This is a genomic window from Nocardia barduliensis, assembly GCF_013315795.1.
Lineage (GTDB): Bacteria > Actinomycetota > Actinomycetes > Mycobacteriales > Mycobacteriaceae > Nocardia > Nocardia barduliensis.
Genome location: NZ_JABLTE010000019.1, coordinates 1 through 21,239, shown reverse-complemented (window position 1 = coordinate 21,239; position 21,239 = coordinate 1). Strand labels below are relative to the sequence as shown.

At 68.8% G+C, this 21,239-nt stretch carries 20 protein-coding genes, 1 tRNA gene and 1 pseudogene; 10 read left to right on the top strand and 12 right to left on the bottom strand.

Annotated elements, in window-relative coordinates; all coding sequences use genetic code 11:
- Nucleotides 1-1,209 (bottom strand): helix-turn-helix domain-containing protein, encoded by a 1,209-nt coding sequence (locus HOV91_RS10995; RefSeq protein WP_174185343.1) that lies wholly within the window; start codon nucleotides 1,207-1,209, stop codon nucleotides 1-3.
- Between the two features lie 474 nt (nucleotides 1,210-1,683).
- Between HOV91_RS10995 and HOV91_RS10990 the strand changes: the two genes are divergently transcribed.
- Complete coding sequence (locus HOV91_RS10990; protein WP_174185342.1) at nucleotides 1,684-1,887, top strand: hypothetical protein; 204 nt, start codon at nucleotides 1,684-1,686, stop codon at nucleotides 1,885-1,887.
- Nucleotides 1,888-2,240: 353 nt separating this feature from the next.
- On the opposite strand, the gene HOV91_RS10985 is transcribed toward HOV91_RS10990, so the two are convergent.
- The 3 genes from HOV91_RS10985 to HOV91_RS10975 all read right to left on the bottom strand — a co-directional run bounded on the left by HOV91_RS10985 (nucleotide 2,241) and on the right by HOV91_RS10975 (nucleotide 5,010).
- Nucleotides 2,241-2,314, bottom strand: a tRNA-Pro gene (locus HOV91_RS10985).
- A 60-nt stretch (nucleotides 2,315-2,374) separates the two neighbouring features.
- On the bottom strand, nucleotides 2,375-4,009 hold the full coding sequence (locus tag HOV91_RS10980) for a DUF8017 domain-containing protein (RefSeq protein WP_174185341.1): 1,635 nt from the start codon (nucleotides 4,007-4,009) through the stop codon (nucleotides 2,375-2,377).
- Between the two features lie 38 nt (nucleotides 4,010-4,047).
- Nucleotides 4,048-5,010, bottom strand: a complete 963-nt coding sequence (locus HOV91_RS10975; RefSeq protein WP_174185340.1) for a metallophosphoesterase — start codon at nucleotides 5,008-5,010, stop codon at nucleotides 4,048-4,050.
- Nucleotides 5,011-5,142: 132 nt separating this feature from the next.
- Here HOV91_RS10975 and HOV91_RS10970 point away from each other — a divergent pair, with 132 nt between their 5' ends.
- A complete protein-coding gene (locus HOV91_RS10970) occupies nucleotides 5,143-5,607 on the top strand; it encodes a GatB/YqeY domain-containing protein (RefSeq protein WP_174185339.1) in 465 nt (154 codons plus the stop codon).
- A gap of 57 nt (nucleotides 5,608-5,664) precedes the next feature.
- On the opposite strand, the gene HOV91_RS10965 is transcribed toward HOV91_RS10970, so the two are convergent.
- Nucleotides 5,665-8,034 carry a penicillin-binding protein gene (locus HOV91_RS10965; protein WP_174185338.1) on the bottom strand — a complete coding sequence of 790 codons (2,370 nt, stop codon included), beginning with the start codon at nucleotides 8,032-8,034 and terminating at the stop codon, nucleotides 5,665-5,667.
- Nucleotides 8,035-8,400: 366 nt separating this feature from the next.
- Here HOV91_RS10965 and HOV91_RS10960 point away from each other — a divergent pair, with 366 nt between their 5' ends.
- Nucleotides 8,401-8,724: a WhiB family transcriptional regulator gene (locus HOV91_RS10960; protein WP_014981178.1), complete on the top strand. Its 324-nt coding sequence runs from the start codon at nucleotides 8,401-8,403 to the stop codon at nucleotides 8,722-8,724.
- 94 nt (nucleotides 8,725-8,818) lie between these two features.
- On the opposite strand, the gene bagB is transcribed toward HOV91_RS10960, so the two are convergent.
- The gene (gene bagB / locus HOV91_RS10955; protein ID WP_174185337.1) at nucleotides 8,819-9,958 is read right to left on the bottom strand and encodes an ATPase BagB; all 1,140 of its coding nucleotides are present in this window, start codon (nucleotides 9,956-9,958) and stop codon (nucleotides 8,819-8,821) included.
- Complete coding sequence (gene bagA, locus HOV91_RS10950; protein WP_174185398.1) at nucleotides 9,955-10,974, bottom strand: ATPase BagA; 1,020 nt, start codon at nucleotides 10,972-10,974, stop codon at nucleotides 9,955-9,957. The genes bagB and bagA overlap by 4 nt, the downstream gene beginning before the upstream one ends.
- 913 nt (nucleotides 10,975-11,887) lie before the next feature.
- Here bagA and sp36 point away from each other — a divergent pair.
- From sp36 to HOV91_RS10935, 3 genes are read left to right on the top strand one after another with little or no spacing between them, the layout of a single operon-like run.
- Nucleotides 11,888-12,049 carry a Sp36 family protein gene (gene sp36 / locus HOV91_RS10945; RefSeq protein ID WP_085994820.1) on the top strand — a complete coding sequence of 54 codons (162 nt, stop codon included), beginning with the start codon at nucleotides 11,888-11,890 and terminating at the stop codon, nucleotides 12,047-12,049.
- A gap of 14 nt (nucleotides 12,050-12,063) precedes the next feature.
- Entirely contained in the window at nucleotides 12,064-12,522 is a 459-nt protein-coding gene (locus HOV91_RS10940) for a RidA family protein (RefSeq protein WP_067799624.1), read from the top strand.
- A 39-nt stretch (nucleotides 12,523-12,561) separates the two neighbouring features.
- Complete coding sequence (locus HOV91_RS10935; RefSeq protein WP_174185335.1) at nucleotides 12,562-13,353, top strand: MBL fold metallo-hydrolase; 792 nt, start codon at nucleotides 12,562-12,564, stop codon at nucleotides 13,351-13,353.
- 63 nt (nucleotides 13,354-13,416) lie between these two features.
- On the opposite strand, the gene HOV91_RS10930 is transcribed toward HOV91_RS10935, so the two are convergent.
- Both HOV91_RS10930 and HOV91_RS10925 read right to left on the bottom strand, forming a co-directional pair.
- Nucleotides 13,417-14,091: a Crp/Fnr family transcriptional regulator gene (locus tag HOV91_RS10930; protein WP_039794544.1), complete on the bottom strand. Its 675-nt coding sequence runs from the start codon at nucleotides 14,089-14,091 to the stop codon at nucleotides 13,417-13,419.
- A 132-nt stretch (nucleotides 14,092-14,223) separates the two neighbouring features.
- A complete protein-coding gene (locus HOV91_RS10925; protein WP_040773075.1) occupies nucleotides 14,224-14,466 on the bottom strand; it encodes a hypothetical protein in 243 nt (80 codons plus the stop codon).
- Between the two features lie 163 nt (nucleotides 14,467-14,629).
- Between HOV91_RS10925 and nth the strand changes: the two genes are divergently transcribed.
- From nth to HOV91_RS10905, 4 genes are all read left to right on the top strand, one after another.
- On the top strand, nucleotides 14,630-15,391 hold the full coding sequence (nth, locus tag HOV91_RS10920; protein ID WP_312884564.1) for an endonuclease III: 762 nt from the start codon (nucleotides 14,630-14,632) through the stop codon (nucleotides 15,389-15,391).
- Nucleotides 15,388-16,029, top strand: coding sequence for a TlpA family protein disulfide reductase (locus HOV91_RS10915; protein WP_312884559.1), 642 nt, complete (start codon nucleotides 15,388-15,390; stop codon nucleotides 16,027-16,029). Before nth ends, HOV91_RS10915 begins: the two co-directional genes overlap by 4 nt.
- A gap of 79 nt (nucleotides 16,030-16,108) precedes the next feature.
- Nucleotides 16,109-16,825 (top strand): NUDIX hydrolase, encoded by a 717-nt coding sequence (locus tag HOV91_RS10910; RefSeq protein WP_174185334.1) that lies wholly within the window; start codon nucleotides 16,109-16,111, stop codon nucleotides 16,823-16,825.
- Nucleotides 16,822-18,015, top strand: a complete 1,194-nt coding sequence (locus HOV91_RS10905; RefSeq protein WP_174185333.1) for a MarP family serine protease — start codon at nucleotides 16,822-16,824, stop codon at nucleotides 18,013-18,015. The genes HOV91_RS10910 and HOV91_RS10905 overlap by 4 nt, the downstream gene beginning before the upstream one ends.
- Before the next feature lie 70 nt (nucleotides 18,016-18,085).
- Here the strand turns inward: HOV91_RS10905 and HOV91_RS10900 are convergent, their stop codons facing one another.
- From HOV91_RS10900 to nhaA, 3 genes and pseudogenes are all read right to left on the bottom strand, one after another.
- Nucleotides 18,086-19,021, bottom strand: a complete 936-nt coding sequence (locus tag HOV91_RS10900) for an alpha/beta fold hydrolase (RefSeq protein WP_174185332.1) — start codon at nucleotides 19,019-19,021, stop codon at nucleotides 18,086-18,088.
- Between the two features lie 45 nt (nucleotides 19,022-19,066).
- The gene (locus HOV91_RS39825) at nucleotides 19,067-19,573 is read right to left on the bottom strand and encodes a phage holin family protein (RefSeq protein ID WP_174185395.1); all 507 of its coding nucleotides are present in this window, start codon (nucleotides 19,571-19,573) and stop codon (nucleotides 19,067-19,069) included.
- A gap of 102 nt (nucleotides 19,574-19,675) precedes the next feature.
- Nucleotides 19,676-20,908: pseudogene (gene nhaA / locus HOV91_RS39820) on the bottom strand (Na+/H+ antiporter NhaA); the annotation flags it as partial.
- Nucleotides 20,909-21,239 lie beyond the last annotated feature (331 nt).

Genomic DNA, 21,239 nt, shown 5'->3' with positions numbered 1-21,239 from the left:
TCACCCAGCCATCCACATCCCGAGGAACGCTCGTGCCTCCGGCACCGTCGAGTACGACCGCAGCTGGTTGACGATTTCGCTGAGAGCGCTCTGGAGCCGGGTTGATGCCACTGCCCGAATGTGGGCAAAATTGTCAGTCAGTAGGGTGCAGCCGTCGTCGATGACCTCGGCCTGAATCATGTTCTGGGCCAGGCGAATCTGCCAGGCGGTCCGTTCACGCGGGTAAGCCGCAGTTCCGTTGATGGCGGACCGCAGGTATGTGGTCGCCGTCTGGTAGTCGCCCAGGTGCATAAAGGCCAGTCCGGTAAGGCCGCTGATCTGGGCTTCGGGCAAGTGAACGAGATAATCGGGGTCATGCCCCCTGGTCGACTCGTAGGCGCGGTGCGCCCGGCTGACCGCTGACACCATGGCAGTCCGGTCACCAATCACACTATGGGCTTCGGCTTCTCGAATCGCTGCCAAGGCTCGCAGCTTCGGACCGCCCTCGCGTCGGGCGGCGAGCTGTGCGGCTTCGGCCAGTTGAACACCTTCCTTTGGCCGTGAACCCTCCCGGTACGACAGCAGGCATGCGTTGATCCACGCATGGGCCGCGGCGATGCCATCGCCCGCGACCGTGGCGGCGTGTGCGGCATCGGCGTAATAGCGTCGGGCTTCGCGCCAACGGCCGGCGTCATAGTGGACCCAGCCTGCGGCAGTCATCATCTCGGCAGCGGCGCCGGTCAGCAGCTTGCCTACTTGGTCGGTGTAGCTACCCGCGTCCAGCAACTGCTCGACATACCGCACTTCGTTGGCCGCGACTGCGCACAAGCGATCGCCTCCCGCCACCAGTTGAAGCTCATGGATCTGGTTGATATTGCTCATGATCCGCTCGACGTCCGATTTGTCCACCCGCACCTCCGCGCCCGGGACCGCGACACCAGGGTTCTGCCCTTGGCCTGCCACCACTGCGGCACCGACTGTCCCGGTTCTGAAGAACTGACGTCGGTTCACATCCGCCTCCTCATCCGATTGCACCGCCAGTATGGTCATCGGTACTTGCAGCGCTTTTGCCACACGGCGGAGAACGCGGACATCGTAAACGGCGGGGCCGTCATGTTCCAGCTGCGAGATGGCAGGTTGTGTGAAGTGAATGAGCGCGCCGAGTTCCGCCTGGGTCATTCCGGCGGATTTGCGAATCCGGCGGATGGTCTCGCCCGTCGTCATATACATCTTCGGTACCCCCTGCCGCGTCGTATGGTCGTAGATAGTCGTCAAGTGTTATCTACCAATTGAATTTGGCCCGCCCGCACCATATATCGATCTCCATATGTTTCAACAGGTTTCGGCATTCAACCGGAGACAGGCGGGTTTTCAGCCGTACGGTTCGCTGGGTATCCGGCACCGGGACGACGCCGTACTTCCGCACGGCGCACCAGCTCGCCAGAGTGGCAGGCCGGTGGCGCAAGCCCCCGGTGCCGGTACCGCCCGAACCTTCGCCGCTCCGGATCGGAAGGAAGTACAGCGCCATGCCCACCAAATCCCTTGCCGTCTACCCACTCGTCGCCATGCGCGATGAAGTCGCCCTGAGGCGCCAAGCGTGCCGTTCACGATCTCGCAGGCACCCACGGTGATGCGCTACCGCGTGGCCTGCCGGGCGAAGCGCTGCCCGCGCAAGGCCGCCGCGCCGTACGAGGGCGAACCGGCATGACGACATCGAACCCCGGAGCGCATAGCACGTTCGTACACGCCGACGGCGTTCTGGCCGAGGTGATGTGCCGAGTCCACCTACTGGAATTGACGGTTGAGCGCGCCCGGCAGCTGCTGCAGCTCCACTGCGAACACCACCCGGACGAATGCATGGTGCACCTGGAGGCGGCATATCTGCTGCTGATCGAGGGAGACTTCTGAGCGATGCCATTACTCCTTGTATCGGTGCCATGGGTCGGCTCAGTCGTCTTCGTGGGAGTGCTGTGCTTCCGGGCGGGCGTGTGGCGAGGTGTTCGCCTTCCGAGTGGGCACACCAACGCGTTGGACAGCCGTCGCAGTGATGAAGCGGAGGCGTACCAGCCGACCCCCGTCGTGGAGCTGGTAGTGGACGACGCTGATACGGAGGTCTTGCCGCAGATACAAGATATTGTTCCGCCGCTGCGGCCGACGCCGATTCGACGGCCGCCCTGGCTGTGAGACCCGGCGCTCCCGACCACAAAGAAGGCCCCCGACCGGATACCGGTCAGGGGCCTTCCCGTCGTCTCAACCACGAGTCGGGGTGACAGGATTTGAACCTGCGACCTCTTCGTCCCGAACGAAGCGCGCTACCAAGCTGCGCCACACCCCGTGAAGCGAACCTGGAGTAGCTTACAACAGGGTGGCGCGAGACGTTAAACCGGCAGGTCAGTCAGCCTTCGGAGGCGCGGATGCTGGTGAAGATGCGCTTGGCGGTCTCGGCGTCGAGTGCGTGCGGAACGCCGGTGTCGGCGGCGATCACCATGACGAAGTTCCCGCTGTCGTTGGGGAACGCGGCGGTGTAGACGGAGTACGCCTTCGCGCAACCGGGCTTGGCGTCGGCGACGGTGCCTTTGGTCTCCACGAACATGCCGTGCTGGGAGCCGTCCAGCGAGGCCAGCGGCATGGGCAGGCCGGGTGTGCCACCGGAGGTCGCCTTGTAGGCGAGCGTGGCGGTCTTCGTGCCCAGTTCGGTGGCCGCCTTGCCCGGGTCGGAGGTGTTCGAGCCGGTGAGGAAAGCGACGGTCCGGGTCGAGCCGGGGCAGTAGCCCTTGCCCTCGCTGGCCAGGCCCTTACCCGCGACGGCGTTCGGCGGTTCCCCGAAGCCGCCGATGGTGCCTTGCGGGGCGACGGTCCAGTCGGCGGGCACGTCGTAGGCGGCCCCGCTGTCGGGTGCCTTGACGACCTGGTAGCCGGGGATGAGGGGGGTCTTGTCGGCTGGCCCGCGCGCGGTCGTGGTCGGGGCGGGCTTGGTCGTGGCAGGAGCGGTCGAGTTCGCGGCGGCGCCGGTGGTGGTGGTGAGCGCGTTCACCATCGACGGCGGGCTGTCCTGCGCCGAATCCTCCGACTTCATCGTCGTCAAGGCGACTGCACCGGCGACGAGACCGGCCACCAGCAGTGCCACGAGCCCGGCCGACAGGACCAGCTTTCCTCCCGGATCGCTCTGCTGTGGCGGCGGTGCCGCGAATCCGCCCTGCGGAGCGGACTGATATCGCCCGTCGGGTGCCGCGCCGTAGTGCCCCGGTCCGCCGACTGGTTGCCACTGCGAGATCTGCGCCGGTGGGCCGAACCCATCGGCGTTCGGATAGCCGAGCAGGGTGGGCGCCGAGTCGCTCGGCCCCCGGCCGAAGGGACCGTGCTGGTCGATCGCGCCGAGCGGTTGTCCGAGCATGGTCGGGTCGTTGCGCCCGTGAGGACCGGGACCCGGCTCGGCCTGCGGCGGCCACTGCCCCGATGGCGGCTGCCCGAGGGATCGGGCCAGCATCGTCGGATCGTTCCGGCCGCCCTGGTCGGGTGGCGCGGAATCCGGCTGTCCGCCACCCAGCGACGGGCCGAGCAAGGTCGGATCGGTCAGCGGGGGCGTGTGCGGCTCAGGCATCCAGGACGTGGCGGGATCACTCTGCCCGCCCTGCCATTGGAGCGTCGGCGCGGGCTCTTCGTTCGGCGGCCATCGGGTGGGGTCGGGCTGCCACGGATCAGGCGACGCGCCCCCGGCACCGGCGCCCGGCAACTGCGACGTCGGCGCGGGCTCGTTCGAGTTCAGCGGCCGCCACCCCGAAGCGTGACCGGAGGACTGCTCTTCGGCGCCGCGCTGCCATGGCGTGACAGCGGGGCGTCCGGTTTCGTCGTCCCCGGGCCGCTGCCACGGCGCCGACTGTTGCGGCGCACCAGCCTGCCGGGCGCCGTCGGCGTCACCGGATGGCGGAGAGGCGAAACGCGGTGGGAAAGACTGTTGCCGGGGAGTGGGCGGCCCGGCGGACCGTCCCGGAGTCGTCGGGTCGTCGCGCCGGTCGTCGAATCCACTCACAGTTGTCCCCTACCTGCCACACGTCTCGGCAGGGGACCTTAGCGGGCGACGGCCTCCGATGCCGACACACCCTGACCCGTGTCGGCGACCGGACGCTTCGGCGGCGCGGCCACCAGCGTCAACAAGGTCGCCTCCGGGCGGCAGCAGAACCGGTAGGGCGCCCACGGCGAAGTGCCGATGCCCGCGGAGACGTGCAGCTGGGTGTGTTCACCCCACTTCGACGGACCCTTCACCCGGGACCGGTCGATCCCGCAGTTGGTGACCAGGGCGCCGTAACCGGGCAGGCACAACTGGCCGCCGTGGGTGTGCCCCGCCATCACGAGGTCGTAGCCGTCCTCGGCGAAGCGGTCCAGTACCCGGGGCTCGGGCGAGTGGGTGAGGCCGATGCGCAGGTCGGCCAGCGGGTTCGGGGCGCCTGCGACGGTGTCGTAGCGGTCGCGCTGCAGGTGCGGATCGTCGACGCCCGCGGTGGCGATGCGGATACCGGCCACCTCGAGGTCGCGGCGCACATGCGTCAGGTCGAGCCAGCCACGCTCGGTGAAGGCCGCGCGCAGGTCCTTCCACGGCAGCGGCGCGCCGTAGGTGCGGCGGTGGTCCTTCTTGAAGTAGTTGAACGGGTTCTTCGCCACCGGCGCGAAGTAGTCGTTGCTGCCGAAAACGAAAAGGCCAGGGCGGGAGAGCAATCCGCCGAGGGCCTGGACCACCGCGGGCACCGACTTCTGATGCGAGAGATTGTCGCCGGTGTTGATCACCAAGTCCGGCTCCAGCCGGTCCAGCTCCCGTAGCCACTGCTGCTTGAGCTTCTGGCCGGGCGTCATGTGCAGGTCACTCAGGTGCAGCACGCGCAGCGACGACGACCCCGGCGCCAGTACAGGCATGGTCGCCTCCCGCAGAACGAAGGCGTTGCGTTCGACCAGCGAGGCGTAGCCGAGTCCGGCCACCGCGGCCCCGGCGGCTCCCAGCGCGGTCGTGCGTACAGCAGAGGTCGAGATCACGGGCATTTGCCCAGCATAGGTGACCCCGCTCGAGCGCGCCGAGTGTGTTTCCGCACAAGCGCCCGTTATCGGGCGGGAAAACCGGCGACGCGGCAAATGTAGTGGGACCGCCGCGCCGCAGCGGCTACCGTGATCGGCATGTCGGAACTCAAATCGCAGCTGAGGGCGGATCTGACCGCCGCGATGAAAGCCAAGGACACGCTGCGCCTTTCCACGTTGCGGATGCTGCTGTCGGCGATCCAGACCGCCGAGGTCGCCGGTTCGGAGGCCCGTGAGCTCACCGACGCCGAGGTCGTCTCCGTGCTGCAGAAGGAGTCGAAGAAGCGCAACGAATCCGCGGAGGTCTACACACAGGCCGGGCGCGGCGAACTGGCGGCGAACGAGCACGCCGAGGCGCGCATCATCGACGAGTATCTGCCGACCCAGCTCACCGACGCCGAAGTCGCCGATCTCGCCGACACCGCCATCGCGCAGGTCGCCGAGGAGAACGGCGAGCGTCCCGGCATGCGCCAGATGGGGCAGGTCATGAAGATCGCCACCGGGCTCGCCGCGGGCAAGGCCGACGGCTCGCGTATCTCGGCCGCGGTAAAGGCGCGGCTGTAGGGCAGCGACGCGAAAAGGGGCCGCGAACCGTGTGGTTCGCGGCCCCTTTTCGCGTGCTCAGCGCGGGATCGGAATCGGAATCGGGATCGGAGGCAGCCGCGGCGGTAGCGGCAGCCCCGGAATGCCCGGCGCCGGTGGGGGCGGCCCCGGCGGCGGCGCGGCCCGGACGGTGCCGTCGCTGATGTACAGCGTGATCACCGAACCGGGGATCGCCGAGCCGTTCGGGGCGGTGCCCATCACGGTGCCCTTGGGTCGATCGCCCGCCCCCGTCACCGGCTGCACCTGGAAGCCCGCGGCGACCAGCGCCGAGGTGGCCTCACCCTGGGTCATGCCGACGACGTCGGGCACCTGCGCGTTGTTCGCGCCGCGCACGTACTTGTCGTCCAGCGGCGGCAGCGCGGGCGGCGGGAACAGCGGCACCACCGGCTTGATGGCGTTGAACCAGGTCCGAGCCGGTTCGTTACCACCGAACAGGTTGCCGTCCCCGCAGTTGCGCAGCGGGAACGAGCAGATCTCGCCCGGGGTGGGGCTGTCGCCGTAGACGTAGACCGCGGCGGCGAGCGAGTTGGTGAAGCCGAGGAATGCCGAGGAGCGGTGGCTCTCGGTGGTACCGGTCTTGCCCGCCATGGGGAGGTTCCAGCCCACCGACTGGGCCGCTGCCGCCGCCGTGCCCGCGGTGTCGTCCTTGCTCATCGCGTTGGCGAGAGTGTTCGCCAGGCCGGGCTCGATGACCTGCTCGCAGGCCTGCTGGGTCAGCGGCACCTGCTTGCCCTGGCGATCGATGACTTCCTTGATCGGGTTCGGCGGGCACCACCGGCCGCCGGACCCCAGCGTCGCGGCCACGTTGGACAGCTCCAGCGGGTTGATCGCGACCGGGCCGAGGGTGAACGAGCCGAGATTCTGGCTCTTGATCATGTCGGCCAGGCTCTGGTTGCCGTGGCCGGAGGAGCCAGCTTCGGTGAACGAGCGCATGCCGAGCCGGACGGCCATGTCGACGGTCGGGGTGACCCCGACGGCCTGGATCAGCTTGACGAACGCGGTGTTCGGCGAGGTGGCCAGCGCCTCGGTGACGGACATCGGCGATTTGTACCGGCCCGCGTTCTCCACGCAATAGGTGGCGGGCGGGCAGCCGCGGGCGCCACCGTTACCCATGCCCTTGGCCTCGAACCGGCCGGGCACGTCGAGCTGGGCGTTGATGCCGAGGCCCTTCTCCATGGCGGCGGCGGTCGTGAAGACCTTGAAGATCGACCCAGCGCCGTCGCCGACCATCGAGTACGGCTGCGGCTGCACGGTCTCGCTCGCGTCCCGGTTCAGGCCGTAGGTGCGGCTGCTGGCCATCGCCAGGACGGGATGCGTGTCCTGCCCCGGCGCGACCACGGACATGACCTCCGCGATGTTGTCCAGGTTCGGATTGGCCGCGTCGGTCACCGCCCGCTTCACCGAGTCCTGCACGGCCGGATCGAGGGTGGTCCGGATCAGGTAGCCACCCTTCTCGATCTGTTCGCGGCTGATTCCAGCGTTGGCCAGGTACTGCAGCGCGTAGTCGCAGAAGAAGCCACGGTCGTTGGCCGCGATGCACCCGCGCGGCAGACCTTTGGGCTCCGGCAGCACGCCCAGCGGCTTGGTCTTGGCCTCGCGGAACTCCTCGGCGCGGCTGGGGATGTTCTGGATCATGGTGTCCAGCACGGTGTTGCGCCGGGCCAGCACGCCGTCCGGGTTGGTGTAGGGGTTCAGCTTGGACGAACTCTGCACCATGCCCGCCAGCATCGCGGCCTGCGACACGTTCAGCTCGGCCGCGTCGACGCCGAAGTAGGTCTTCGCGGCGTCCTGGATGCCGTAGGACGAGTTCCCGAACGGGACCAGGTTGAGGTACCTGGTGAGGATCTCGTCCTTGGTCAGCTCACGGTCGAGCGTCAGCGCCATCCGGATCTCCCGGATCTTGCGGGCGGGGGTGGTCTCGATGGCGGCGCGCCGTTCGGCGTCGGTCTTGGCGACCACCAGCAGCTGGAAGTTCTTCACATACTGCTGATCCAGCGTCGACGCGCCCTGCTGCACCTCGCCGCTGGTGGTGTTGGTCAGGAACGCGCGCAGCGTGCCCTGCCAGTCCACGCCCTCGTGCTCGGCGAAGCGGCGGTCCTCGATGGACACGATCGCGAGTTTCATGTCGTTGGAGATCCGGTCGCTGGGGACCTCGAATCTGCGCTGCTCGTACAGCCAGGCGATCGGATTGCCCGCCGCGTCGACCATGGTCGAGACCGCGGGCACCGTTCCCTCGACCAGCTCCGCGGAGACGTTGTCGACGGCGTCGGCGGCGCGGTTGGAGACGAACCCGAAGCCGCCGGCGAGCGGGAACAACAACCCGGCGACGAGCACGGAGGCCAGCACGCAGCTGCCGGCCAGCCGCGCGAGCGTATGTGTGATCGGCACGAATCAAGACTACGGGTTGCCATTCGAGCCTTCTTGGCGGCATTTGTCCGACGGCCGGAACTGGTTGTTCGCGAACCGGAATGGGCGTGTCGCGCGATCGTGCCCGGCGTGTCGCGCGAGGGCCCGCACGCAATCTGCCTGCCCGTCCTGTGCGCACCCGGCTTTGCAGGGACGGACGTACCAAAAAATCTCGAGGTGGTCTTGCGCAAGCGCCATACCTTTACCTAGATTGAGAACCCAGTGTGATAGAGCTAACACTCAAAGTGGAATGTGGTGCACTTCGCAGCGGGGTTTGGGTGCTGCGTGGTGACAACGCGATTCTGGAGCGCCGTTGACCGGTGTTCGGACTGCAAAGGGGCACACCAAATGCACATGACAACCCCCATCGCTCGATTGGACGTGGAGCAGGCCGAAGCAAGGATCGCCTGGGTAGCCCAGGCCCGATGCAAGGAAGTGGATCCCGATCAGTTGTTCGTCCGCGGCGCGGCGCAGCGCAAAGCGGCGACGATCTGCAGGCACTGCCCGGTGCTCATGCAGTGTGGTGCCGACGCGCTGGACAATCGCGTCGAGTTCGGTGTGTGGGGCGGGATGACGGAGCGGCAGCGTCGCGCCCTGTTGAAGCAGCATCCAGAAGTGACCTCGTGGGCCGATTTCTTCCAGGCCCAGCGCCAGCACCAAGTGGCGATGTAGTTCCGCAAAACCGAAACAGAGCCCGCGCGAGCGGGCTCAGTTTCGTTTCAGGACCGATGCTCCGGTTGGAAGCAATAGCGGATACGCCTAAGTATCAGGCGGTCGCGCGGGTCGTGCGGGTGAGCTGATCGCCGACCACGCGCAGCGCGTCGAGATCGGACACCTCGAACGGAAGCGCGGTGACCGAGACGATCGGCACCCGGGGGTGCGCGCCCGTGAAGCGGTGCAGCAGGTGCTGCTCGCGCTTGTCGGTGGCGACCCGGCGGGCGTGCACCCGCAAGACCGCCGCGGTGAGCGGATCGGATTCGGCCACCTGATCGGCGGCGGTGAGCGCGTGATCGGCCGACAGTGAACTCAGCACCGGATGTGTGCGGTTGAGCACCAGTCCCGCCAGCGGCATGCGCTCGGTGGAGAGGCGGTCGACGAAGAACGAGGCCTCCCGCAGCGCGTCCGGTTCCGGCGCCGCCACCACCAGAAAATGCGTGCCCGGCTTCGACAGCATCGCGAAGGTACGCTCGGCTCGCTCCTGGAAGCCGCCGAACAGCGATTCCAGAGATTGCAGGAAGTTCGACGCGTCCTTGAGCATCTGACCGCCCACGACAGTGGACACGCCCCGCACGGCCAGGCTCATCGCGCCGGTCACCAACCGGGTCACGCCGCGGCCGGGAGCCATGATCACCCGGATCATGCGTCCGTTGAGGAAATTGCCCAGCCGCTTGGGGGCGTCCAGGAAGTCGAGGGCGTTGCGCGAAGGCGGCGTGTCGACCACGATCAGGTCCCATTCGCCCCGGTGGGCCAGCTGGCCCAGTTTCTCCATCGCCATGTATTCCTGCGTGCCGCCGAAGGAGGAGGCGACCGTCTGATAGAAGGGGTTGGCGAAGATCTGCTCGGCTTTCTCCCCGCTGGTGTGCTCGAGCACCATGTCGTCGAACGTGCGACGCATGTTCAGCATCATCGCGTACAGCTCGCCCTTGACCTCCGGACCCAACGCCACCCGCTGCGGGTTGTTGCCCAGGTCCGCGACGCCCAGCGACTGGGCCAGCCTGCGCGCCGGATCGATGGTGAGCACCACGACCTTGCGCCCCTCCTCGGCGGCGCGCAGCGCGATAGCGGCGGCGGTGGTGGTCTTCCCGACGCCGCCGGAACCGCAGCAGACCACCACGCGCGCGGAGGGGTCGGCGATGATCCGCGAGACATCCAGCGGGGCAGCCGTGGGGTGGGTCGGCGTGCTCATCGGACTCCCTGGGCGGTGAGGTGTTCGGCTAGTTCGTACAGCCCGCCAAGATCCATCCCGTCGGGCAGGGCGGGCAGGTAGAGGCGGGAGATGTCGACTTTGGCCAGCTCATCGGCACTGTCGTCCTGGGCTTGCAGCGTGGCGGAGTGCTCGATCGTTTCGGTGAGCAGGCCCTGGAAGTCGCTGTCGGAGAGGGTGATCCCCGCGGAGGTGAGTCCGGCGCGAACGGAGTCGGCGTCCAGCTCGCCCCGAGCGGCCCGTGCGCGCAGCTCGGGTGGGAGCTGGCCTTCGGTCGCGCGGTTCACGATGACGGTGCCGATGCGCAGGTCGGCGGCGGTGAGTTCGGCGATCGCGTCGGCGGTCTCCTGCACCGGCAGCGCCTCCAGCAGCGTGACCAGATGAATCATGGTCTGGTCGGAGTGCAGCAGCTGCGAGACGCCCTCGGCCTGCGAGGCGATCGGCCCGCCCTTGGCGACCTCGGCCATGGCCTTGGTGACGTCGAGGAAGCCGGCGATCCGGCCGGTGGGCGGGGCGTCGACCACGATCTCGTCGTAGACCCGCTTTCCGGACTTGTCCACGCGTACCGCGCACTCCTTGATCTTGCCGGTCAGGATGACGTCGCGCAGGCCGGGCGCGATCGTGGTGACGAACTCGATGGCGCCCATCCGGCGCATCGCCCGTCCCGCGAAGCCGAGGTTGTAGAACATGTCGAGGTATTCCAGGAAGGCGTGCTCGATGTCCAGCGCCAGCGCGACGACTTCGCCGCCGCCGTCCGCGGTGGCGATCCGTGTCTCGGTCGGCGGCAGCGGCGGCAGATCGAACAGCTGCGCGATCGATTGCCTACTCTCCACCTCGACCAACAGCACGCGCCGTCCGCCCGCGGCGAGCGCGAGCGCCAGCGCCGCGGCCACCGTCGACTTGCCCGTGCCTCCCTTTCCGGAGACGTAGTGCAAGCGGGCCTGCTCAGCGCGCTTCGGCCACCCTGTGTCCAGTCCCGGCTCCGCCGAAAGCGGCACTGCAGTTGGTACTCCCACGCTCGCGAGCCTATAACTGGTCCGCGACCGCGGGGCACCGGCCGTACCAGACGGGTGGGTCGAGGCGCCGACCCCCGCTCCCGCCCCGCCGTCATCCGAGTTCCGCCACACCCCGGCGAGCAGCCCATCGCTACCCAGGTAGTGCGCTACGACGCCCACGCACTCAGCCCACACCCGACCGCCGCTTTCGAGCGAAGCGAGCCCACCCAAGCACCGTTCCCGGCCCGCCTCACGTTCGCGCGGCCGCCGCACACGCGACGAAGGAGCAAGCCGCGGCCGCGAAGGCCACAAAGCCCCGCGGCCACGCCGCATCGCAAGCCACCTGCCCTGCGAACTGCCGTGCGTTCTGTCCTGAGTTCGACTCTCCACGCCCCCAGCGCACCGCAACCACGTCTTTCGAGCGAAGCGAGACCGAGCATGCGCCGTTCGCGGCCCGGCTCGCGTTTGCGCGGCCGCCGCGCAAGTGACGAAGGAGCAAGTCGCGGCCGCGGAGGCCACAAAGCCCCGCGGCCACGCCGCATCGCAAGCCACCTGCCCTGCGAACTGCCGTGCGTTCTGTCCTGAGTTCGACTCTCCACGCCCCCAGCGCACCGCAACCACGTCTTTCGAGCGAAGCGAGACCGAGCATCCGTCGTTCGCGGCCCGGCTCGCGTTTGCGCGGCCGCCGCGCAAGTGACGAAGGAGCAAGTCGCGGCCGCGGAGGCCACAAAGCCCCGCGGCCACGCCGCATCGCAAGCCACCTGCCCTGCGAACTGCCGTGCGTTCTGTCCTGAGTTCGACTCTCCACGCCCCCAGCGCACCGCAACCACGTCTTTCGAGCGAAGCGAGACCGAGCATGGGCCGCGAACCCGCCGCGACGAAGTCGCGGCAATTAAACAGAGCTACGCTCTCGCACATGAGTGATACGACCCTGTGGGAGTACGCGACCGTGCCGCTGCTGACGCATGCGACGAAGCAGATTCTGGACCAGTGGGGAGCCGACGGCTGGGAGTTGGTCACCGTGCTGCCCGGCCCGACGGGTGAGCAGCACGTCGCCTATCTGAAGCGGCCGAAGTAGAGGTGGGTGACGCGGTGACCCAGTGGGAGAAGAATCTCGCCGAACTCGGCATCACTCTGCCGCCGGTCGCGGCTCCGGTCGCGGCTTACATTCCCGCGATCCGCACGGGGTCGCTCGTCTACACCTCCGGGCAGCTGCCGTTCGTGAACGGCGAGTTGTCCGCGGTCGGCAAGGTCGGTGCGGAGGTTTCGGTCGAGGCGGCCAAGGAGGCGGCCCGGCTGTGCGCGCTGAACGCGCTGGCCGCGGTGCACGACCTGGTGGGGTTGGACGCGGTGGTGCGCATCGTGAAGGTGGTCGGATTCGTCGCCTCGGCGCCGGGATTCGGCGATCAGCCGGTGGTGATCAACGGCGCGTCGGAGTTCCTCGGTCAGGTCTTCGGTGACGCGGGCAAGCACGCGCGCTCGGCTGTCGGCGTCTCCGAACTTCCGCGCAATACCCCCGTCGAGGTCGAACTGATCGCCGAGGTGCGCTAGACCGGAACTGTCGGCTCCGTTTCTATCCGAGGTTTTGCGATGACGTTGACTCACCCCGCCTACGGGCAGCTCCGGCAGGTCACCGAGACGGCGGCGGTGCTGCTCGCCGACAATCCGGGCCAGATGACCTTGGAGGGCACCAACACCTGGATCCTGCGCGCGCCCGGACGGTCGGATTGTGTGGTGGTGGATCCGGGGCCGAAGGACAAGTCGCACTGTGCGGCGATCGTCGAAGCGACCGGCGGCCGGATCGCGCTCACCTTGATCACCCACCGTCATCACGACCACACCGGCGGGATCGATCGCCTGGTGAAGCTGACCGGGACGCCTGTGCGGGCCAAGGACCCCGCTTTCCTGCGCGGTGCGGATGCCCCGCTCGCCGACGGTGAGGTGATCGAGGCGGCGGGCCTGCGGATCACCGTGGTGGACACACCGGGCCACACCGGCGACTCGGTCAGTTTCGTCCTCGACGACGCCGTGCTGACCGGTGACACCATCCTGGGCGCGGGCACCACCGTGCTCGACTCCACCGACGGGGCACTGGCCGACTATCTGTCCTCGCTGGACCGGCTGGTCGAGGCGGGGAAGGGTAAGGCGTTGCTGCCCGCGCACGGCCCGGACCATCCGGATCTGGAGCCGGTCGCCCGCTACTACATCGCGCATCGGCACGAGCGACTCGGCCAGGTGCGGGACGCGCTGCGGGCGCTCGGCCCGGACGCGGGCGCGATGGCGGTGGTGCGGAAGGTGTATTCCGACGTGGACAAGCGGCTTTGGCCGGCCGCGCGCAGTTCGGTGCAGGCGCAGCTGGAGTACCTGCGCGTGCACGGCTAGCCGGAACGACACGACGCCGGGTTCAGTGGAGCGCTGAACCCGGCGTTCGCCGTAGGGGATCCGTTATCGCGCGCGGCGGGCCAGGCGCTCGGAGTCGGAGATGAGCACGCTCTTGCCCTCCAGGCGCAGCCAGCCGCGATGCGCGAAGTCGGCGAGCGCCTTGTTCACGGTCTCGCGGGAGGCGCCGACCAGCTGGGCGATCTCCTCCTGGGTGAGGTCGTGGGTGACCCGCAGCGCGCCCGCCTCCTGGGTACCGAAGCGCTGCGCGAGCTGCAGCAGCGCCTTGGCGACCCGGCCAGGGACGTCGGTGAAGATCAGGTCGGCCAGGTTGTTGTTGGTCCGGCGCAGGCGGCGCGCGAGAACACGCAGCAATTGCTCGGCGATCTCGGGTCGCTGATCGATCCAGGTCTTGAGGGCGTCGCGGTCCATGGTCACCGCGCGCACCTCGGTCACCGTGGTTGCGGTGGACGTACGCGGTCCCGGGTCGAAGATCGACAGTTCGCCGAACATGTCGGACGGGCCCATGATGGTCAGCAGGTTCTCGCGGCCGTCGGGCGAACGACGTCCGATCTTCACCTTGCCGGAGGTGATGATGTAAAGCCGGTCGCCCGGCTCGCCCTCGTTGAAGATGACGTGGCCACGCGGGAAATCCACCGGTTGAAGTTGCTTGGCGAGGGCGGCCACCGCAGTGGGCTCGACGCCCTGGAAGATGCCTGCTCTGGCGAGGGCCTCGTCCACGAATGTGCTCCTTAGGGAAATGGCTCTGTACTGGACCGAAGCGACTCGGCCAACAGCGCAGTCTACGCGGCGTGCCTACAGCGTAGTGACGGACACCACGTAACGAGTGGATTGCGCGACGCTCGCGCCGGATCAGCTCGCGCGGGCCACGTCCAGCTCATCGCCGCGGGAGCGGCGCCTGCGCATCCGGGCCACGGCGGCCGGAAGACCGAGCTTCGTCAGCTCCTTCACTTCGGCGTTGCTGGCCTTGTCCAGGTACTGCTGAACCTCTTCGTCGGGTTCGAGAAGCTTGCGGAGCCGATTCTCGACCCGCTCCATACCCAGTGCGAACAGCATCAACACCACTGGGAAGAGCACCACAGCGAGTCCTTGCATGACGAGCAGTAAACACCGTCGAGGTCTCAGATGGAACACGGCAACTGAACTGGAAGGGCAACGTTGTCTGCCGGTTCCGTATGGTGGACGCGTGCGCGTCTCCCCCTCCACCGCCGCCGGGAACGGGCTTCCGGCCGGCTCCGAGTCCTCCGAAACGCCGCCGATCGCCGCCGCGGCTCCGAGACGGAAAACCAGGGCGCGACAGGCGGAAACCCGGCTCGGGCTGGTCCGCAGGGCGCGCCGGATGAACCGCGAACTCGCGGTCGCTTTCCCCGACGCGCACTGTGAGCTGGATTTCACCACGCCCCTCGAATTGGCGGTCGCGACAATCCTTTCCGCGCAGTGCACCGACGAGCGAGTGAATCTCACCACCCCCGCACTGTTCGCCCGCTACCCCGACGCACGGGCGTATGCCGAGGCAAACCGCGCGGAGCTGGAGGAATACATCCGGCCCACCGGGTTCTTCCGGAACAAGGCCGCCTCGCTGATCGGACTGGGCCAGGCACTGCTGGAGCGGCACGACGGTGAGTTGCCTCACACCCTGGCCGAACTGGTCCAGCTGCCCGGCATCGGGCGCAAGACCGCGAACGTCATCCTCGGTAACGCGTTCGGGGTGCCCGGCATCACGGTCGACACCCATTTCGGCCGCCTGGTGCGCCGCTGGGGATGGACCGAGGAAGAAGATCCGGTGAAGGTCGAGCACATCGTCGGCGCGCTGATCGAGCGCAAGGAGTGGACGATGCTCTCGCACCGGGTGATCTTCCACGGCCGCCGGGTCTGCCACTCCCGCAAGCCCGCCTGCGGCACGTGCGTCCTGGCCAAAGACTGCCCGTCGTTCGGGATCGGGCCGACCGATCCGGAGGCCGCGGCCCAACTGGTGAAAGGGCCGGAGCGGGAGCATCTGCTCGAGCTGGTGAGCCGGTGAGCTCGGAGCCCTCGGGCCGAAGGAGTCATGCGTGGCGGTGGGCGCTCGCCGGTCTGATCGCGGTGCTGGCGCTGGCGGTCGCGGTGTGGCCGCGCGGCGACGACGGCGAGACGACGGGGCCGCGGTCCACCTCGCTCGCCTCCGGCGCTTCCGATGACCTGCGCGCCGCCGCAGGCCTGCCCGACTGCCCGAGCGGCGCCGAGCCCGGCAACGGCCCGCTGGCCGGGATAACCCTGCAGTGCCTGGCGAACGGCAAGCCGGTCGACCTGGCCGCCGCGCTGGCGGGCAAGCCCGCCTTGCTGAACCTGTGGGCGTACTGGTGCGCACCGTGCGCCGAGGAGTTGCCGTATTTGCAGCAATACGCCCAACGCGCCGGGAACGCGGTTACGGTGCTGACCGTGCACAGCGACCCTGATGAGGCGAAGGCCCTGTCCCGGCTGCGCGGACTGGACGTTCGGCTGCCCGGCGTGCTCGACGCCGACGCGCGGGTGCGCACGGCCGTTGGCGCCCCCGCGGTGCTGCCGATCTCGGTGCTGGTGCGGGCCGACGGCTCGGTCGCCGAGGTCGTGGTCCGCGCTTTCGAGGGGGTGGATGACATCGCGAACACGGTCGCGGGCAAGCTCGGAGTGGCCGCATGACAGTGCGGGTGGACAAATCACTGGTGGAGGTGTCGGTGCGGGCGGTCAGTCGGAGACGCGTGCGCGGGGGAGGTGTGCGATGACGATCGAGCCGCCGCGAGATCTACCGGCCTGGCTGGCCCGCTCCGCGGAACCGGCCGTCGACAGCGCCGACACCTTGACCAGGGCTCGTGCGCTGCGCCGGGTCCTGACCGCCACGTCGAAACCGCGCCAAGCCGCCGTGCTCGTGCTGTTCGGCGGCTCGCCCGAGGCGGACCCGGACGCTCCGGGCGGACTACCCGCCGACGCCGAGGTACTGCTCACCCAGCGCGCGTCCACGATGCGCCAGCATCGCGGCCAGGTCGCGTTCCCCGGCGGCGCGGTGGACCCGGAGGACGACGGGCCGATCGACACCGCGCTGCGCGAGGCGTGCGAGGAAACCGGCCTGGACCGTTCGGGCGTCGAGCCGTTCGCGGTGCTGCCGAAACTGTTCGTGCCGCCCTCCCGGTTCGACGTGACACCGGTCATCGCGTACTGGCGCACGCCGGGCGAGGTGCGGGTGGTGGACGAGAGCGAGACCGAGCGGGTGGTGCGCGTCCCGCTGGCCCAGCTGCTCGATCCGGCGAATCGCTTCCTGGTCCGCAGCACGCTGGGCTATCAGAGTCCGGCGTTCCAGGTGGACGGGATGCTGGTCTGGGGGCTGACCGGCGGCATCCTGGCGGGGATCAGCAAGGCGTCGGGGTGGGACCGGGAGTGGGACCACGAGGACGTTCGTGACCTGGAGACCGCACTCGCCGCCGTGGGGATGACGTTATGAGCTCGTCGGCCTGGCTCGACATCGCCGTCGTGCTGCTCGCGCTGCTGGCCGCCTCCTCGGGGTGGCGGCAGGGCGCGGTGGCCTCGGCGCTGGCCTTTCTCGGTGTGGTGCTGGGCGCCGTCGCGGGCATCCTGATCGCGCCGCACATCCTGGTGCACGTCGACGAGGGCCGCACCAGGGTGCTCACCGGTGTGCTGCTCATCGTGGTGCTGGTGATCGTCGGCGAGGTCGCGGGCATGGTGCTCGGTCGCGCCGCGCGCAGCGGCATGCGTCATCCGTTCACCCGCAGCGTGGACAGCGTGGTCGGCGCGGGGCTGCAGGCGGTCGCCGTGCTGGTCACCGCGTGGCTGCTGGCGCTGCCGCTGGCCACCTCGTCGCAGCCGGCCATCGCCACCGCGATCAACGGCTCGCGGGTGCTCGCCGACGTCAACGACGTCGCGCCGAATTGGCTGCGCAGGCTGCCCAACGAGTTCTCCAAGCTGCTCAACACCTCCGGCCTGCCGGACGTGATCGGGCCGTTCGGGCGGGCGCCGATCGCGGCCGTCGAACCGCCTGATCCGAGCGTGCTGGCCAGCCCGGTCGCGGCGTCGCTGCAGCAGAGCGTGCTGCGCATCCGCGGGGTCGCCCCGAGTTGCCAACGGGCGCTGGAAGGTTCCGGCTTCGTGATCGCGCCGGAGCGCGTGATGACAAACGCGCACGTCGTCGCGGGCACCACGAGCATCGATGTGGACACCGCCTCCGGCTCGCTGCCGGCTTCGGTGGTGCTGTTCGACCCGTTCACCGACGTCGCGGTGCTCTCGGTACCCGGCCTCACCGCTCCGGTCGTTCCGCAGGCGCCCGCTCCCGCTCGTTCCGGCGAGAGCGCCATCGTGCTCGGCTACCCGGGCGGTGGCCGGTACACCGCGAGCGCGGCTCGCATCCGCGAGACCCTGGATCTGACCGGGCCGAACATCTACCGGGACGGCACGGTGAAGCGCGAGGTGTACACGGTGCGCGGGCTCGTTCAAGCGGGCAACTCCGGTGGGCCGCTGGTGGATACCCAGGGACAGGTGCTCGGAGTCGTCTTCGGCGCAGCGGTGACCGACAACGACACCGGCTACGTCCTGACCCTCAACGAGGTCCGTTCCGAACTCGAGGCTTCGGAGCGTTCCGCGGGCCCGGTCGCCACCGGAGCGTGTGTGCTCAGCTGATCCCGTTCCTCGGTTTCCGGCCGCGGCAGCCGGAAACCGAGGTCATCCGGCGGGGCCGGGGCACGAGCGGTCAGTCCAGGAGCTTCGCGAGTTCCGCCGTGACCACGTCGGGGTTCTCCTGGTGTGCGAAGTGGGCCGCGCCGGGCACGGGGACCAGTTGTCGTCGCGGTGACCATTCGTGCCCGCGGCGGAACGTGGCGGGCAGGATGTAGGGGTCCAGTTCGCCGCGCATGGCGAGGACCGGGATGTGAATGGGGTCGCGCATGGTCGCCATGAAGCGGCGGCCGTCCGGACGCCACTGGCTGCGGAAGGCCCAGCGCTGGTACTCCAGTGCGCAATGCGCGGCGCCGGGGATCTGGATGGCCGAGCGCATCCGCCGCGCCGTGTCCACGAATTCGGCCGTGCCCGACCATCCCGGGCTCACCCGCTGCCGCAGCAGCCGTTCCACTTCGAAGCCGTCGGTGGTGGTCAGCAGATGCTCGCCGTACCGGGGCACCTGGTAGCGAAGGAAGTTCGGCAGCCAGGCCGCGCGCTGGCGGCGGTTGCGCAGGATCGAACTCTTCAGCGCCGCCGGATGCGGGGAGCCGACCAGCGCGATGGAGCGGACCAGTCGCGGATGCAGCACCGCGGTGGTCCAGCAGACCAGCCCGCCGTCGGCGTGCCCGACCAGGGTGGCCTCGGTGTAGCCGAGCGCCCGGATGAGCCCGGCGACGTCACCGGCGAGCGTCCAGCCGTCGTATCCGCGCGGCGGCTTGTCGCTGTCGCCGTAGCCGCGCAGGTCGACGGCCACGGTGCGGTAGCCGAGTTCGGCCAGGCCGGTCAATTGGTGACGCCAGGACCACCAGAAGTCCGCGAAGCCGTGCAGCAGCACGACCAGCGGGGCGTCGGACCGCTCCGGTGCGGCGTCCACGACGTGGAATCGAATGCCGTTGGCGTGCACGTCCCGATGGGTCCACGGTCCGTCGTAACGGACGCTGGACGGATCCGGAAGCAAGTTCGCCGACACGGCGACCGAGCCTAGTAGCCGCCGTACCGGCTCGCGAACGCGCGCCTAGGAAGTCCGCTTCTCCAGCGCGAGACGGTCGTCGTGCGCGCCGGCGCCCAGGCTGTGCGGCAGCACCGTGCGCGCCTGCTTGAGCGAGTCGATCGTCTTCTCCGGCGCGCGCAGTTTCTTCACCCGCAGGTACCCGAGCAACGCCAGCGCCGCGGTCGCCACGACCATCAGCAGGAAGACGATGAGGAAGGCCGCCCAGCGCGCCAGCCACACGTCGAGCAGTTCGCCGAGGAAGAAGAAAAAGAAGAACGTGCTGAACAGCAGCACGGTGAGGGCGAGGATGAAGAAGACGCTGCCCTGCAGGCCCTTCTTGATCTCGCCGGTGACCTCGGCCTTGGCCAGTTCGACCTCGGCGCGGACCAGGGTCGACATCTGCTCGGCGGCGTCGCGGACCAGCGTCCCGAAGCTCGCGGAGCCGAGCGGATCGGCGTCCGTGAGCGGAATGGAGGTGACCGTACGACCGCGCTCCGCGTCGCTCCCGTTACCGCCGTGGTTGAAACTCACTTGGTCGACCCTTCTCCCTGTCCCGGCACTGCTGAAACTCCCGTTCGATCGGCGGCGCTCCCGGTGCCCTCCGTGGTCACGCAGGCTACCGCCTCCGGGCGGATCGCTCGCGCCGCCGTACTGTTCACGTTGTAGCGCACGGGCGTCCCGCCGAGCCTGGTGGACACGCCCACGCCGCAACAGTAGCGCCGAACCGGCGAGCGACGCCGCCATTGATGTCACCAACACAGCTGCTTTCGCCAACTCGACGGCTGACCCGTCCGCGACGTCGGCCAGAGCGAGTTCCGCCACCAGAAGGCTAACCGTGAAGCCGATCGCGCCGAGCACCGACAGTGCGAACATGTCCCGCCAGCCGAGTCCGCCGGGGCGCGTCGCGATGCCCAACCGGATTGCCACCCAGCTCATCCCGAAGATCCCGACGACCTTGCCCACCAGGAGACCGAGAATCACCGCCAGCGCGAGCCGGTCGGTGAACAACTCGCCGAAGACCCTGGGATTCAGAGGGACTCCGGAGGCGAACAGGGCGAACAGCGGGACGCAGAATCCGGCGGAGACCGGCTGGAACAGGTGCTCGAGCCGGGCGGCGGGCGCTATCTGTTCACCGGGGTCCGGGCGCACCCGGGTGAGCAGACCGAGCGTGACACCGGCCAAGGTGGGGTGGATGCCCGCCTCGTGCAGCGCGTACCAGGACGCCAACGCCAGCGGCACATAGAGCAACGGCGTGCCGATTCGGGCGTGTTGCGCCAGCGCCCACCCGGCGAAGCATCCGGCGGCGACGAGCAGCCACAGCAGCGACACCGTCGTGGTGAACAGCACCGCGATCAGGACGATCGCCATCAGGTCGTCGACCACCGCGAGGCTGAGCAGGAATACGCGCGCGCCCGCGGGGATGCGCGAACCGGTCAGCGCGAGCACGGCGAGCGCGAACGCGATGTCGGTGGCGACGGGGATGGCCCACCCGCGGTCCATGCCGGGGACGCCGAATCCGACGACCGCCGCGATCAGCGCGGGGGTCACCACTCCGCCGACCGCCGCGATGACCGGCAGCGTGGCGCTTTTGCGGTCGGAGAGCTCGCCGACGACCAGTTCGCGTTTGAGTTCCAGCCCGGCGACGAAGAAGAACACCGCGAGCAGGCCGTCCTTGGTCCAGTCGGCGATGGTCAGTTCCAGGTGCAGCGGCGGCAGCGCGACGACCGTCTCGGTTATCGTCAGATAACTCGCTCCCCACGGCGAGTTCACCCACAGCAACGCCGTCGCGGCCGCGATCAGAAGCAGTGCGCCGCCGACGGTTTCCGTGCGGAGGTAGCGAGACAGTTCCGAGCGCACTTGGGTGATCACGGGAAACCTTTCGGGCGCGGGCAGGCAGCGCGGAAGCGGCACCCGCCGAAGTCGGCTCAACGGGTGCGCGACCGCTCGCCGACCAGACTTCCCGGCACACCTTACGCAATCTTAGCGGGTGCGGCCGGTGACGAACCCGCCACCGGCCGCGCTCAGCGCTGGACGGTCAGTCCTTGCCCGCCCGGATCGCCTCGAAGACGCTCGGGTCCACGAGGGTGGAGGTGTCGCCGAGTTCGCGTCCTTCGGCGACGTCGCGCAGGAGGCGGCGCATGATTTTGCCGCTGCGGGTTTTGGGGAGTTCGGGGACGATGTGGATTTCGCGGGGTCG